Annotated in this window: 11 protein-coding genes; 5 read left to right on the top strand and 6 right to left on the bottom strand. The window is 73.1% G+C overall.

Annotated features, from left to right (window positions below; translation table 11 throughout):
- Positions 1 to 74 precede the first annotated feature (74 nt).
- Entirely contained in the window at positions 75 to 338 is a 264-nt protein-coding gene (locus ACSLTV_RS14650) for a helix-turn-helix domain-containing protein (RefSeq protein ID WP_432133800.1), read from the bottom strand.
- 33 nt (positions 339 to 371) lie between these two features.
- Here ACSLTV_RS14650 and map point away from each other — a divergent pair, with 33 nt between their 5' ends.
- Positions 372 to 1,142 carry a type I methionyl aminopeptidase gene (gene map, locus ACSLTV_RS14645; RefSeq protein WP_435612273.1) on the top strand — a complete coding sequence of 257 codons (771 nt, stop codon included), beginning with the start codon at positions 372 to 374 and terminating at the stop codon, positions 1,140 to 1,142.
- 119 nt (positions 1,143 to 1,261) lie between these two features.
- Entirely contained in the window at positions 1,262 to 3,805 is a 2,544-nt protein-coding gene (locus ACSLTV_RS14640) for an ATP-dependent Clp protease ATP-binding subunit (RefSeq protein WP_432133798.1), read from the top strand.
- Positions 3,806 to 3,814: 9 nt separating this feature from the next.
- Here ACSLTV_RS14640 and ggt read toward each other — a convergent pair whose 3' ends face one another.
- Positions 3,815 to 5,626, bottom strand: a complete 1,812-nt coding sequence (ggt, locus tag ACSLTV_RS14635) for a gamma-glutamyltransferase (protein ID WP_432156428.1) — start codon at positions 5,624 to 5,626, stop codon at positions 3,815 to 3,817.
- Between the two features lie 140 nt (positions 5,627 to 5,766).
- On the opposite strand from ggt, the gene ACSLTV_RS14630 reads away from it, so the two are divergent.
- Positions 5,767 to 6,528, top strand: a complete 762-nt coding sequence (locus tag ACSLTV_RS14630; protein ID WP_432133796.1) for a hypothetical protein — start codon at positions 5,767 to 5,769, stop codon at positions 6,526 to 6,528.
- A gap of 145 nt (positions 6,529 to 6,673) precedes the next feature.
- On the top strand, positions 6,674 to 8,239 hold the full coding sequence (locus ACSLTV_RS14625; RefSeq protein WP_432133795.1) for an alpha/beta fold hydrolase: 1,566 nt from the start codon (positions 6,674 to 6,676) through the stop codon (positions 8,237 to 8,239).
- 556 nt (positions 8,240 to 8,795) lie between these two features.
- Here ACSLTV_RS14625 and ACSLTV_RS14620 read toward each other — a convergent pair.
- From ACSLTV_RS14620 to pcaDC, 4 genes are all read right to left on the bottom strand, one after another.
- Positions 8,796 to 9,311: a DUF6278 family protein gene (locus ACSLTV_RS14620; RefSeq protein ID WP_432133794.1), complete on the bottom strand. Its 516-nt coding sequence runs from the start codon at positions 9,309 to 9,311 to the stop codon at positions 8,796 to 8,798.
- Between the two features lie 97 nt (positions 9,312 to 9,408).
- Positions 9,409 to 10,188 (bottom strand): exodeoxyribonuclease III, encoded by a 780-nt coding sequence (locus tag ACSLTV_RS14615; RefSeq protein WP_432133793.1) that lies wholly within the window; start codon positions 10,186 to 10,188, stop codon positions 9,409 to 9,411.
- Between the two features lie 36 nt (positions 10,189 to 10,224).
- A complete protein-coding gene (locus ACSLTV_RS14610; RefSeq protein WP_432133792.1) occupies positions 10,225 to 10,860 on the bottom strand; it encodes an MBL fold metallo-hydrolase in 636 nt (211 codons plus the stop codon).
- A 96-nt stretch (positions 10,861 to 10,956) separates the two neighbouring features.
- The gene (gene pcaDC, locus ACSLTV_RS14605) at positions 10,957 to 12,441 is read right to left on the bottom strand and encodes a bifunctional 3-oxoadipate enol-lactonase/4-carboxymuconolactone decarboxylase PcaDC (protein WP_435612272.1); all 1,485 of its coding nucleotides are present in this window, start codon (positions 12,439 to 12,441) and stop codon (positions 10,957 to 10,959) included.
- A 767-nt stretch (positions 12,442 to 13,208) separates the two neighbouring features.
- Between pcaDC and ACSLTV_RS14600 the strand changes: the two genes are divergently transcribed.
- Positions 13,209 to 13,514: a PepSY domain-containing protein gene (locus tag ACSLTV_RS14600; protein ID WP_435612271.1), complete on the top strand. Its 306-nt coding sequence runs from the start codon at positions 13,209 to 13,211 to the stop codon at positions 13,512 to 13,514.
- Position 13,515: the final 1 nt, after the last annotated feature.

Genomic DNA, 13,515 nt, shown 5'->3' with positions numbered 1-13,515 from the left:
CATCCGACTCCGTAGCGAACACCAGCCGTGTTACAGACCGGCTACGGGGAGTTTTCGAAGGGGACGCGACCCGCTCATGACGCGAGGGTGACCCCTGCGAGAGCGCAGCGCGCCGCGAGCTCGTCCATGGACAGGCCGAGAGCGCCGGCGAGCGCGGCGACGGTGAAGAAGGCGGGGGTCGGCGCGCGCCCCGTCTCGATCTTGCGGAGCGTCTCGGCGGAGATGCCGGCGTCGGCCGCCACCTCGGCCATGCTCCGGCCGCCGCGGGCCTCGCGGAGGAGCCGGCCGAGCCGTTCGCCGCGTTCGCGCTCTTCGGGGGTCAAGGGGGTGCGTACCATGCACCCCATTCTAATACCGGTATAGTAATTGGCATGGTGGAACTGAAGACGGACGCGTCGATCGACGCGATGCACGAGGCGGGCCAGGTGGTGGCGAGGGCGCTGACGGCGGTGCGGGACGCCGCCGACGTGGGCGTGTCCCTGCTGGAACTGGACGAGGTGGCCCGGTCGGTGCTGCGGGAGGCGGGGGCGACGTCCCCGTTCCTCGGCTACCGTCCGTCGTTCGCGCCGACCCCCTTCCCGGCGGTCGTCTGCGCCTCGGTGAACGACGCGATCGTGCACGGCATCCCCACCCGCTACCGGCTGCGCGACGGCGACCTGGTCTCCGTCGACTGCGGTGCCGAACTGGCGGGCTGGGCGGGCGACTCGGCGCTCAGCTTCACGGTGGGACGGCCGCGCCCGGCGGACACCGCGCTGGTCCGGACGGCCGAGCGGGCTCTCGCGGCGGGCATCGAGGCGGCTGTCGTGGGCAACCGCATCGGCGACATCGCCCACGCGATCGGCAGGGTGTGCCGCGAGGTCGGCTACGGCATCCCGGACGGGTTCGGCGGCCACGGCATCGGCCGCCGCATGCACGAGGACCCGCCCGTCCCCAACGAGGGCCGGCCCGGCCGGGGCCTGCCGCTGCGTCACGGCATGGTCCTCGCCATCGAGCCCATGCTCATCGCGGGCGGCGGGGACGGCTACCACGCGGCCCCGGACGGCTGGACGCTGCGCACGGACGACGGTTCGCGGGCGGCCCACGCGGAACACACGGTGGCCGTCACCGACGGCGGCCCGAGGGTGCTCACCGACCGGGGATGAGGTAGGGGGGCCGGGCCCGACCGGACGTGCCGCGCCCCACCACCCGTGCCATGGTGGTGTAAGCCCCGCAGGGACAGGGCACCCGCCTGCGAACCGGTACGTCGATCGAACGGAACGCCATGACCAGCGGCTTCACCAGCCCGGAGGGCTACGGCGACCCCTTCGGTGAGTTCCTGGCCCGCTTCTTCGGCGGGCCCCGCCCCGGCCCCCGACAGATCAACATCGGACAGCTCCTGAGCCAGCCGGCGAGGGAGCTGGTCCGCGGCGCCGCCCAGTACGCGGCCGAGCACGGCAGCCGTGACCTGGACACCGAGCACCTGCTGCGCGCGGCCCTCGCGGCCGAGCCGACCCGTTCGCTGCTCAGCCGGGCCGGCGCGGACCCCGACACGCTGGCGTCGCAGATCGACGAGCGGTCGGGCCCGGCGCAGCATCCGCCCGGCGAGGTGCCACCGCCGACCTCGCTCAGTCTCACCCCGGCCGCCAAGCGGGCCCTGCTCGACGCCCACGACCTGGCCCGCTCGCGCGGGGCGGGCTACATCGGCCCCGAGCACGTGCTGAGCGCGCTGGCCGCCAACCCGGACTCGGCCGCCGGGCACATCCTGAACGCGGCCCGGTTCGCGCCCGGCGGCATGCCGGCGGAGGCCCCCGAGGCGGCTCCGGCCGCCCGGCCCGACCAGCGGCGGCCGACATCGACGCCGACGCTCGACAAGTACGGGCGCGATCTCACCGACATGGCGCGGCAGGGCCGTATCGACCCGGTGATCGGGCGGGACGAGGAGATCGAGCAGACCATCGAGGTGCTCTCCCGACGCGGCAAGAACAACCCGGTGCTGATCGGGGACGCGGGCGTCGGCAAGACGGCCATCGTCGAGGGGCTGGCCCAGCGGATCGCGGACGGCGACGTGCCGGACGTGCTGACCGGCCGCCGGGTGGTGGCCATGGACCTGACCGGCGTGGTGGCCGGCACGCGCTACCGCGGCGACTTCGAGGAACGCCTGAACAACATCGTCGACGAGATCCGGGCGCACTCCGACCGGCTGATCGTCTTCATCGACGAGCTGCACTCGGTCGTCGGCGCCGGCGGGGGCGGCGAGGGCGGTTCGATGGACGCGGGCAACATCCTCAAGCCGGCCCTGGCGCGCGGCGAGCTGCACATCGTGGGCGCGACGACGCTGGAGGAGTTCCGGCGCATCGAGAAGGACGCGGCGCTGGCCCGCCGCTTCCAGCCGATCCTGGTGCCCGAGCCGTCCGTCGCGGACACCGTGGAGATCCTGCGCGGACTGCGCGACCGCTACGAGGCGCACCACCAGGTGCGGTACACGGACGAGGCGCTGGTCGCGGCGGTGGAGCTGTCCGACCGCTATCTGACCGACCGCCGGCTGCCGGACAAGGCGATCGACCTGATCGACCAGGCGGGCGCGCGGGTACGGCTGGGCGCCCGGACCAAGGGCACCGATGTGCGGGCCATGGAACGCGAGATGGACCAGCTGATCCGGGACAAGGACCAGGCGGTGGCGGCCGAGCAGTACGAGACGGCGACGCAACTGCGGGACCGGATCGTGGAGTTGAAGCAGCGCATCGCGGAAGCGGCCGGCGGCGGCGAGGCGGACGAGGGGATGGACCTGGAGGTGACCGCGGAGGCGATCGCCGAGGTGGTGTCCCGGCTGACCCACATCCCGGTGAGCAGCCTCACCCAGGAGGAGAAGGACCGGCTGCTGGGTCTGGAGCAGCACCTGCACGAGCGGGTGGTGGGCCAGGACGAGGCGGTACGGGTGGTCGCGGACGCGGTGCTGCGCTCGCGCGCCGGGCTGGCGAGCCCGGACCGGCCCATCGGCAGCTTCCTGTTCCTCGGACCGACCGGCGTCGGCAAGACGGAGCTGGCGCGCGCCCTCGCGGAGGCCCTGTTCGGCAGCGAGGAGCGGATGGTGCGGCTCGACATGAGCGAGTACCAGGAGCGGCACACCGTGAGCCGGCTGGTCGGCGCCCCGCCCGGGTACGTGGGCCACGAGGAGGCCGGCCAGCTCACCGAGGTGGTCCGCCGGCACCCGTACTCGCTGCTGCTGCTGGACGAGGTGGAGAAGGCGCACCCGGACGTCTTCAACATCCTGCTCCAGGTGCTGGACGACGGGCGACTCACCGACGCCCAGGGCCGTACCGTGGACTTCGCCAACACGGTGATCGTGATGACCAGCAACCTCGGCTCGGAGGCGATCACCCGGCGCGGCGCCGGGATCGGCTTCGGGGCGGGCGGTGCCGACGCGGACGAGGAGGCGCGGCGCGAGCAGATCCTGCGGCCGCTGCGCGAGCACTTCCGTCCGGAGTTCCTCAACCGGATCGACGAGGTGGTCGTCTTCCGTCAGCTGACGACCGATCAGCTGCGGGAGATCACCGACCTGTTGCTGGAGAAGACGCGCCGGCTGCTGCACGCGCAGGGCATCGCCGCCGAGTTCACCGGCCCGGCGGTGGACTGGCTGGCCGAGCGCGGCTACCAGCCGGAGTACGGGGCCCGCCCGCTGCGCCGCACCATCCAGCGGGAGGTCGACAACCAGATGTCGCGGCTGCTGCTGGACGGCCGGATCAAGGAGGGCGACCGGGTCACGGTGGACGTCGAGGAGGGGCGGCTCGCCTTCCGCACGGGCGAGCCGCCCGCCCCCGAGCTCTGACCCGGTGGGCTATCGCGCGGGGCGCACCACCTGGGCGGAGCCGCCGCCCCGGCGTACGGTCTCGGCGGCGGCCAGCCACTTGCCGCCCGGCAGGCGCTGCACCCCGGTCGCCGCGCCGATCTCCGGGTTGAGCGCGAAGGAGTGGCCGATGGCCTCCAGCCGGCCCCGCAGCGCGGCGTCGTCGTAGAGCTCGGGTTCGAGGAGCGTCCGCGCGGTGTTGCGCTGGCTGGCGCGCGGAGCCGCGATGGCCTCGACGAGGGGCCGCCCCCGGTCGACGAACTCGGTGAGCACCTGCAGCACGGTGGTGATGATGGTGGAACCGCCGGGCGAGCCGAGCGCGACGACGGGCCGGTGGTACCGGTCCAGCACGATGGTCGGGGAGATCGACGACCTGGGCCGCTTGCCCGGGCCCGGCAGGTTCGGGTCGTGGACGGCCGGGTCGGCCGGGGCGAAGGAGAAGTCGGTCAGCTCGTTGTTGAGCAGGAACCCGCGGCCGGGGACGGTGATGCCGCTGCCGCCGGTCTGCTCGATGGTGAGGGTGTAGGCGACGACGTTGCCCCACCGGTCGGCGACGGTGAGGTGGGTGGTGTTCTCCCCCTCGTAGGTGGTCGGGGCCGCCGCGCCGGCGCTGCCGCAGTCCGCCGGGTGGCGCGGGTCGCCGGGCGGGAGCGGGCTGGTGAGCACCGCGTCGTCCTTGATCAGGCACGCCCGGGAGTCGGCGTACGACTGGGCGAGCAGTTCCTTCGTCGGTACGTCCTCGAAGGCCGGGTCGCCCAGCCAGCGGCCGCGGTCGGCGAACGCGATCCGGCTCGCCTCGATGAAGCGGTGCAGGTACTCCGCCTCGCTCGCCCGGGAGAGGTCGGTCCCCTCGAGGATGTTGAGGGCCTCGCCGACCGTCGTGCCGCCGGAGGAGGAGGGCGCGATGGAGTAGACGTTCAGCCCCCGGTACGACGTCCTGGTGGGCGCCTGGAGCTTGGCGCGGTAGGCGGCGAGGTCCTTCAGGGACAGCTCGCCCGGGCGGGCGTTCCAGCCCGAACCCGGGTCGACCGGAGGGTGGTTGACCGTGTCGACGATGTCCTCGGCCAGTCGGCCGCGGTAGAGCGCGCCCACTCCCCGGGCGCCCAGTTCCCGGTAGGTCCGGGCGAGGTCCGGGTTCTTGAACGTGGAGCCCACCGCGGGAAGCCGGCCGCCGGGCAGGAAGAGCTCCGCGGTGTCGGGGAAGTAGCGGAAGCGGGCTTCGTTGGCCGCGGTCTGCGCGCGGAAGGTCTCGTCGACGGTGAAGCCGTGGCGGGCCAGCCGCTCGGCGGGCTTGAGCAGGGTGCTCAGGGACCGGCTGCCCCACTGGTCGAGCGCGCTCGCCCAGGTGGCGGGGGTGCCGGGGGTGCCGACGCCCAGGCCGCTGCTGACGGCGTCGGCGAAGGCGAGCGGCTTGCCGTCTTCCAGGAACAGGCCGGAGTCCGCGGTCAGCGGGGCGGTCTCCCGGCCGTCGACGGTGTGCACCGTGCGGGACTTCGCGTCGTAGTAGACGAAGTAGCCGCCTCCGCCGATGCCCGCGGAGTAGGGCTCGGTGACGCCCAGGGCGGCGGCGGTGGCGACGGCCGCGTCGACGGCGTTGCCGCCCTTGCGCAGGATCTCGATGCCGGCGGCCGACGCGTCCGCGTCGACGCTGGCGACGGCACCGCCCCAGCCGACCGCCACGGGGGACTTCTCGACGGGGTGGGCCGGGCTGCCCGGGTGTAAGGGCGGGGCCGCCGCCCCCACCGACACCATGGCGGCCGAGACCGCCAGGACCGACAGTTTCCGAGCGACAGGGCGACGCATCCGCACCTCCAGTCAGGACCGTCCGCGCAGCGTAACGAGATCGCGCGGGTCCCGACAGCCCCCGTCCGGGCGGGCCGGCGGCGATCCGGGCTCGAACACGGGTACGCCGCGGGGGTGTCGGCCCGCTACCATGCCCGCCCATGAACGACGACGTGCGCAACATCGTCCTGGGCGTGGTGGCGGCGGGGCTCAGCGCCCTGCTGGGCTGGCTCGTCCGCACCTCCGTGTGGAAGCGGAAACTCCGGCGCAGGCAGGCGTTCTTCGGGCTGCCGGCGAACTCCGAGTCGCTGCTCGTCGTGAACCGCGACCCGGCGACCTCGGAACCGGCGGTCCACCGCTTCGACGTGTTCGCCCTGCTGGAGCTCGCGGCGCTCATCAAGGACTGCGGGGCGCACGTGCAGGTGGTCACCCAGGACGGGGTGCAGCAGGGCTTCGGCGAGCGCACGGAGTTCTGCGTGGGCGGCCCGGGGTCCAACCGGCGGATGCTGGCCCACATGTCGGCGATGCTGCCGGGGGTGCGGATGAACATCGATCCGGAACCCGGGCCGGACCGCGGAGCCTTCCAGATCGGGGCCGAGCGCTACCGCATGGAGCCGGGTGTCACGGAGTACGTCCTGCTGGCCCGGCTGACCGCGGGCGACCGGCGGGAGGCGCGGCCGGTGTTCCTGTTCTGCGGGCAGCGGGCGATCACCAACCAGGCGGCGACGCGCTATCTGGCCCGCCACCACGAGCGGTTGGCCCGCAAGCACGGCAAGGGATCCTTCGTCCTGCTGCTGAAGGTGGTCAACTCCCAGGCGTACGGGCCGGATGTGGTGGAGCTGGTGGCGGACGTGACGCGGGCGGCGCAGGCGCCGCTGCCCGCCCAGGCGAAAGCCACCCCTTCCTCCCACCGCGCCTCCTGAACTCCTCCACCCGGCAACCACATTCATTCATCACACAACAATCGTTACTCCCACGTAACTTACCGACGGGTTACTTACGGTAAGAGGTCACGGTTACCGTCTGGTCACTTTGTACCGGCACCCGTGCCACACGTGAGGAGTGACCGTGGGACACCGCAGGACCCTGCGCACGACCGCCGTCGGAGCCGTCTCCGCGAGCCTGATCGCCGCGGGCGCGCTCGTCGCCGCCCCCGCCGCGACCGCCGCCACGAACGGCATCCGCTTCGTCGACATCGCCGGAGACGGCGGCACCGTCCTCAAGGCGAACGTCATCACGCCGGCCGGCGCCGACGGCACCCGCCGCTACCCGCTCATCGTGTTCCCGACGAGCTGGGGCCTGCCCCAGCTCGAGTACCTCGCCCAGGCCCGGAAGCTGGCCGACTCCGGGTACGTGGTGCTCACCTACAATGTCCGGGGGTTCTGGCAGTCCGGCGGCGAGATAGAAGTCGCGGGCCCGCCCGACATAGCCGACGCCGCGAAAGTGATCGACTGGGCGCTCGCCCACACCCCCGCCGACCCGCGGCACATCGGCATGGGCGGCGTCTCCTACGGCGCCGGCATCAGCCTGCTCGCGGCCGCGCACGACCCCCGCGTCAAGGTGGTCGCCGCGCTCAGTGGGTGGGCGGACCTGATCGACTCCATCTACTCGGGCCGCACCCAGCACTTGCAGGCGGGCGCCGTGCTGGACACCGCGGGAGCGGTCACCGGCCGCCGCAGCGAGGAACTCAGAAGCGTCTTCCGGGGCTTCTACGCCTCCGACCTGTCCCGGGAACAGGCCATGATCGACTGGGGGAAGAAACGTTCGGTCGCTACCTACCTGGACCGACTCAACCACAACGGCACGGCCGTCCTGCTCGCCAACGCCTGGGGCGACACCGTCTTCCCGCCCAACCAGTACGCGGACTTCTACGAGAAGCTGACCGGGCCCAAGCGGCTGGAGTTCCGCCCGGGCGACCACGCCACGGCCGAGCTGACCGGCCTGTTCGGGCTGCCCAACGACGTCTGGACCGACACCGGGCGCTGGTTCGACCGCTACCTCAAGGGCGAGCGCAACGGCATCGACCAGGAGCAGCCCGTGCAGCTCAGCTCCCGCTCCGGTGGCGGCTACGAGGGGTACCCGGACTGGAAGTCGGTCGGCGCGACCAGCCGGAAGATCGGCCTCTCGGGCACCACCACCATCCACACCAACGTGAACTCGGGCGCCGACGGCGGCATCGTGTTCCTGTCCAGCATCGTCGACCAGGTCGCCCAACTCCCCCCGACCGCCTGGATCCCGCTGCTCCCCCGCCGCTGGGCGGCCGTGTGGCAGTCGGAGCGGTACCGCGACGCCCAGCACATCCGGGGCACCGCGACCCTGCACACCACCCTCACGCCGACCGCGGAGAGCGGCACCCTCGTCGCCTACCTGTACGACGTGGGGCCGTTCGGCATCGGCAAGCTGGTCAGCAACGCGCCGTACACCTTCCACGGGCGCACGCCGGGGCGCCCGTTCGGGGTGGACCTGGAGCTGTTCTCGACGGCGTACGACGTCCCGAAGGGACACCGGCTGGCGTTGGTGGTCGACACCGTGGATCCGCTCTACATCGAGCACAACCCGTCCGGCGCGCGGCTGACCTTCTCCTCACCGGCGGACGACCCGTCATATCTGGCGGTCCCCCTGCGCGAGCAGTGATCTCCGGCCGCGCGGCCGGGCGGGTATGGCTCTTGTGAACTGCTGCCCCCCGCGGACGAGGGCCGTGGGGGGCTTCCCCCACCCGGCAGCAGCCCCTGGGACGCCTCCCACGGTGGGCCGGTGACCCACCATCACCCCAGGGATGAACGGCCCATCCTAGTCGAGGCCCGCCCCGGCCGACCCGTCCAGGGCGTACCTCGACGACGGCGGCGGACGGCGCGGAGGACGGGCGGCTTCCGGACGGGCGGCGGCCGGACGGCCGTGGGCGCACGGGAGGCGGGGGGCACGGCACGGGTGCGGCCCCCGCGGGTGCCCGAGGATCCTGGACACCTTCACCCGGCCCGGCGAGACGTTCCGCAGAACGTGCGGGTCCCCACAGTGCTCCTTGACGTTCCCCGGTTCGATCAACGGATCGACGGCCATCCCAGCCCAACTCACTCTCAGCCGTGTCGTGGTGGCCGCAAACTATCCACGCGGGGATGACCGGACGGCACGACACGCACCTTCCGGGCAATAGCCGTATTTACGGCGCGGGGTGGTGGCGCCGGGGGCGGGCTCAGGCCTCCGCGATCTCCGCGTACACCTGGGACAGCTCGGGGACCCCCGTGGCGGCCCAGTCCCGGCCGTCGGCGACCACGTCGACCTCCCGGCCGGAGACGAGCCGCACGACCGGCGGGCCGTCCCCCGGGATCCGCCAGCCCGCCCCGGGGACGGTGCGCACCACGACGGTGCCCAGGTACAGGCCGGCGTCGGTGCCGAGCCCGGACTGCGTCTCCTCGTCGTCGCGCCAGCGCGGCTTCAGCTGGTCGAGGGCCGCCAGCGAGGCGGGGGTGTCGTCGAGCCGGACGCCCTCCCGTTCGGCCAGGGAGCGCAGCAGCTCGCACTCGGCGAGCAGATCGGCGTAGCCGCCGCGGCCGCCGTCGTCCGGCTCCCCGCCCTCGCGGAACCGGTCAGCCGGGTCGGGCCGGTGGAACTCGTCGGTGCCGCCGGCCGCGCCGGTCTCGGGGAGGACCGCGAGCGAAGGGTCCGCGTCCCGCCTCTTGCGCCATCTGTCCAGGAAACGGATGTCCATGTCACCAGCGTGACATTCATACCGCTGTGCACACCACAGGGCGCGCGGGCCCGCGGCGGCGGGTCGGACGGACGCCGGTCCCCTCGCGCCACCGGCCCTACACGTCCAGGTCCACCACCACCGGCGCGTGGTCCGAGGCGCCCTTGCCCTTGCGCTCCTCACGGTCGACGTAGGCGTCCTTGACCGTGTCGGCGAACGGCTGGTTGCCGTAGACCAGGTCGATGCGCATGCCCCGGTTCTTGGGGAAGCAGAGCTGGCGGTAGTCCCAGTACGTGAAGGGGTGGTCGTACTTCAGGGGACGCGGCACCACGTCGGACAGGCCGGCCTCACGCAGGGCGGCGAGGGCGGCACGCTCGGCGGGGGTGACGTGGGTGGCGCCCTCGAAGGCCGCCACGTCGTAGACGTCGTCGTCCGTCGGGGCCACGTTGTAGTCGCCGAGGACGGCGAAGGGGCGGTCGCCCCGCGCGTCGCCGGCGACGGCCGCGCGCAGGGCCTCGAACCACTGCATCTTGTAGGCGTAGTGAGGGTGGCCGACCTCGCGGCCGTTCGGCACGTACACCGACCAGACGCGGACCGGGCCGCAGGTCGCGGAGATCGCGCGGGGCTCCACCGCGCCCTCGTAGCCGGGGTCGCCGGGCAGACCCTTGACCACGTCCTCCAGGCCGACGCGGGAGAGTACCGCCACGCCGTTCCACCGGCCGGTGGCGTGGACGGCCGCCTCGTACCCCAGCTCGCGCAGCGGGTCGAACGGGAACTGGTCCTCGGCGAGCTTGGCCTCCTGCACGCACAGCACGTCGGTGCCGCTGCTCTCCAGCCAGGCCAGCAGCCTGGGCAGGCGGGCGGTGATCGAGTTGACGTTCCAGGTCGCGATGCGCATGCCTCACAACCTACCCGGCGGGTGTGACAACCGGCCTCAGACGTCCGCCGAGCCGCCCGGCGCCAGCCTCAGGTGCTCGGCGCCGCCGAGGGCGCCGATCTGGCGGTCGTAGATCGGACGGGCCAGGTCGGTCAGGAGGGCGTCGTGGATGTCGTAGGCGCGCTGCGGCCGCACCTCGCGGACGTAGTCGATGACCTCGGAGATCTTGCTCCAGGGCGCCTGCACGGGGAGCATCAGCGTCTCCACCGGGTGGTCGGGAACGGTGAGGGCGTCGCCGGGGTGGAAGACCCGGCCGCCGTCGATGAGGTAGCCGACGTTGGTGACGCGCGGGATGTCGGGGTGGATCACCGCGTGCAGCTCGCCGTGCACCTGGACGTCGAAGCCGGCGGCGGTGAAGGTGTCGCCGTGGCCGACGGTGTGCACCCGGCCCGGGAAGGCCGCCGCGATCTTCTCCGCCACCGACCGCAGCGTCCAGATCTCGGTGGCCGGGCCGGCCTCCAGGGCGGCGCGCAGCCGCCCCTCGTCGAAGTGGTCGGGGTGCTCGTGGGTGACCAGCACGGCGTCCGCGCCGACCGCGGCGTCCTCCTCGCTGAACCCCCCGGGGTCGACGACGAGCGTCCTCCCGTCCTTCTCCAGCCGAACACAGGCGTGCGACATCTTCGTGAGCTTCATGTCCCCCATCCTGCCCCTTGGCCACACCTTCACCGGCCCGGCAGGCCGTCCTACCGGGCGGCCACCGGGCGCCCCACGGGGGCCGAGCCCCCCGGGTCAGTCGTCCAGGGTGGTCTCCTCGCGGATGACCTCCTGGGCCACGCGGAACGCGCTTCCGGCGGCCGGCACGCCGCAGTGGACGGCGGACTGCAGGAGCACCTCCTTGATCTCGGCGGGGGTGAGGCCGTTGCGCAGCGCGGCCCGGGTGTGGACGGCGAGGTCGTCGAGGTGGCCACCGGCGACCAGCGCGGCGAGCGCGACGCAGCTGCGGGCCCGCCGGTCGAGTCCGGGCCGGTCCCAGATCTCGCCCCACGCGTACCGGGTGACGAGTTCCTGGAAGTCGCCGGAGAAGTCGTCGGCCTGGGACAGCGCCCGGTCGACGTGGGCGTCGCCGAGTACCTCGCGGCGCACCTTCAGTCCCGCGTCGTACGGGTCGGGACGGCCGCCCTGCGCGGGCGGCTGCGCGACGGCGGCGGGCGCGATCTCCGCGACGGGCGCGGTGGGCTGCGGCGGGACGGCCGGGGCCGCGGCGGCGGGCATCCCGGGCAGCATCGTCTGGCCGGTACCGGCGGCGGTACCCGTGGGGGGGACGGCCCCGAGGCCGGTGCCGGTGTGGGGGCCGGTGGCGGCGTGGGCGCCGGTGGCGGTGTGGGGGCCGGTGCCGGTGTGGGGGCCGGTGGCGGCGTGGGCGCCGGTGGCGGTGTGGGGGCCGGTGGCGGTGTGGGGGCCGATACCTGCGTGGGTGCCGGTGTCGTAGGCGGGCTGCCAGGCGGTGGAGAAGTGGGTGACCAGCAGGTCGGTGACCGCCGCGGGCTGCTCCACCGGCACCAGGTGCGAGGCGCCCGGTACGACGGCCAGGCGCGCGTCGGGGATGCCGGCGACCAGGGTGCGCGCCTCGGCGGGGCCGGTGACCTGGTCCTCGGAGCCGACCAGCACCAGGGTGGGCACACCGACCATGGCCAGCTCGGCCCGTACGTCGAAGCCGGCGAGCGCCTCGCAGGCGGCGATGTAGCACCCGGGGTCGGTGGTGCGCACCATCTGCACCGCCCAGTCGGTGATCGCGGGCTGCGCGGCGGCGAAACCCCCGGTGAACCAGCGGTCGGGCGAGGTACGGGCGATGGGGTCCAGCCCGTTGGTGCGGACCACGACGCCCCGCTGCCGGAACTCGTCGGCCGTGCCGAACCGGGGTGAGGCCGCGATCAGCGCGAGGGACGCCAGCCGCTCCGGGTGACGCAGCGCCAACTGCACGCCGATGGCCCCGCCGAGCGCGCATCCCGCGTAGCCGAAGCGCTGCACCCCGAGCCCGTCGAGGGTGGCGAGCAGACGGGCGGTCAGCTCGGCGACGGAGCCGGCCGGGTAGGCCGGGGCTCCGCCGTGGCCCGGCAGGTCGAAGCGGAAGACCCGCCACTGCTGGGCCAGTTCGGGAACCTGGCGGTCCCACATGTGCCATGTGGTACCGAGGGACGGTCCCAAGATCAGCACGGGAAGGTGTTCTGGCCCGTCAAAGCGGTATTGCAGCGTTTCGATCTTGCCTTCGGTCACGGGTTCACACCTTCGTCTGTCACGATCTGTCACACGCCCCCTGCGAGACCTCCCCGTGCCTGTGCCGCTGGAAGCAGGTCCGCCACGTCCGGCTTCACGTACCACTTCTTCGTCGTCTTCACGTTGGTGTGCCCCGCCCACCTGGCGAGCAGGTGATCCGGCACGCCGTTGTCGGCGAGACATGTGAGGCAAGACGCCCGAGCATCGTACAGACGGACCCGCGAAGGCCGTTTGCGTCCATCGCCGCCCGCGGACCTCAGCCGGGCGGAGCCCAACTGGCCCAGGTGCAGTTCGCTGCCTTCCAGTTGATCGGAGGTGGCCATTTGATCGGGGTGGCCATGCTGCTCAGCCGTAATCGGCCGGCCGGCCCCGGAATGGGTGGACGGGTGGGACGCCGCAGCGGCAGGCGCAGTGGGCGTGCGCCTCCTCGATGCGCGGTGCGGCCGCCCCGTCGATGCCCCCGGGCGCCGAACCCTCCCGTGGCAGCCGTCGTGTCAGCGGGGACTGGGTGCTCGATGCGAGCCGGCATACCGCCCCGTGGCGCCCGCCTCCGGTCTCCGGCTGACCCGGTCGGGCCGATCCGGCGAGCACGACGTCCTTCGGCCCGAGCGCGGGACGTTGTGCGCGGTGGTGGCGAAAGATTGGCCGTTTGCCGGCCTGTCTCTGTCAGTTCTCTGGCCGTGCTCTGGAAGGCGTGTTTCTGGGGTCGTTGACGTTCCCCCGGAAGTCCCCCCGACTCCGTACTCCTACCGCTCTGGAGACACCTGATGCGTGCAGTGCCCCGTCGTGCCCTCGCCGCCGTTCCCACCGCCGTGCTGATGTGTGCGCTCGTCGCCTGCGGCGGCGGTTCCGACTCCGGTGATTCCACCACCGGTGCGGCCGACGCGCAGGCTGCCGCTCCCGCCGAGGGCGGCGATGCGGTGGAGACGCCGCTGACCGGCGAGGCGAAGGAGAAGGCCGAGGCGGCTGCGCTGGCGGCCTACCCTGGAACGGTGGTCAAGTCCGAGAAGGACGCGGAGAACCCCGGGTTGCTGGCGGTGGAGATCAAGTCGGGAGGCAGGGTGGCAGGATGAC

Origin of the sequence: Streptomyces sp. bgisy159 (assembly GCF_965341775.1) — a bacterium.
In the GTDB taxonomy this organism is placed as follows: domain Bacteria; phylum Actinomycetota; class Actinomycetes; order Streptomycetales; family Streptomycetaceae; genus Streptomyces.
Note: the sequence above shows the minus strand (reverse complement) of the source record. Positions and strands in the feature narration are given on the sequence as shown.

Bases quoted from the DNA above. Each gene is read 5' to 3' on its own strand.
- ACSLTV_RS14650 (WP_432133800.1), bottom strand. From the start codon at position 338: ATGGTACGCACCCCCTTGACCCCCGAAGAGCGCGAACGCGGCGAACGG.
- map (WP_435612273.1), top strand. From the start codon at position 372: ATGGTGGAACTGAAGACGGACGCGTCGATCGACGCGATGCACGAGGCG.
- ACSLTV_RS14640 (WP_432133798.1), top strand. From the start codon at position 1,262: ATGACCAGCGGCTTCACCAGCCCGGAGGGCTACGGCGACCCCTTCGGT.
- ggt (WP_432156428.1), bottom strand. From the start codon at position 5,626: ATGCGTCGCCCTGTCGCTCGGAAACTGTCGGTCCTGGCGGTCTCGGCC.
- ACSLTV_RS14630 (WP_432133796.1), top strand. From the start codon at position 5,767: ATGAACGACGACGTGCGCAACATCGTCCTGGGCGTGGTGGCGGCGGGG.
- ACSLTV_RS14620 (WP_432133794.1), bottom strand. From the start codon at position 9,311: ATGGACATCCGTTTCCTGGACAGATGGCGCAAGAGGCGGGACGCGGAC.
- ACSLTV_RS14615 (WP_432133793.1), bottom strand. From the start codon at position 10,188: ATGCGCATCGCGACCTGGAACGTCAACTCGATCACCGCCCGCCTGCCC.
- ACSLTV_RS14610 (WP_432133792.1), bottom strand. From the start codon at position 10,860: ATGAAGCTCACGAAGATGTCGCACGCCTGTGTTCGGCTGGAGAAGGAC.
- ACSLTV_RS14600 (WP_435612271.1), top strand. From the start codon at position 13,209: ATGCGTGCAGTGCCCCGTCGTGCCCTCGCCGCCGTTCCCACCGCCGTG.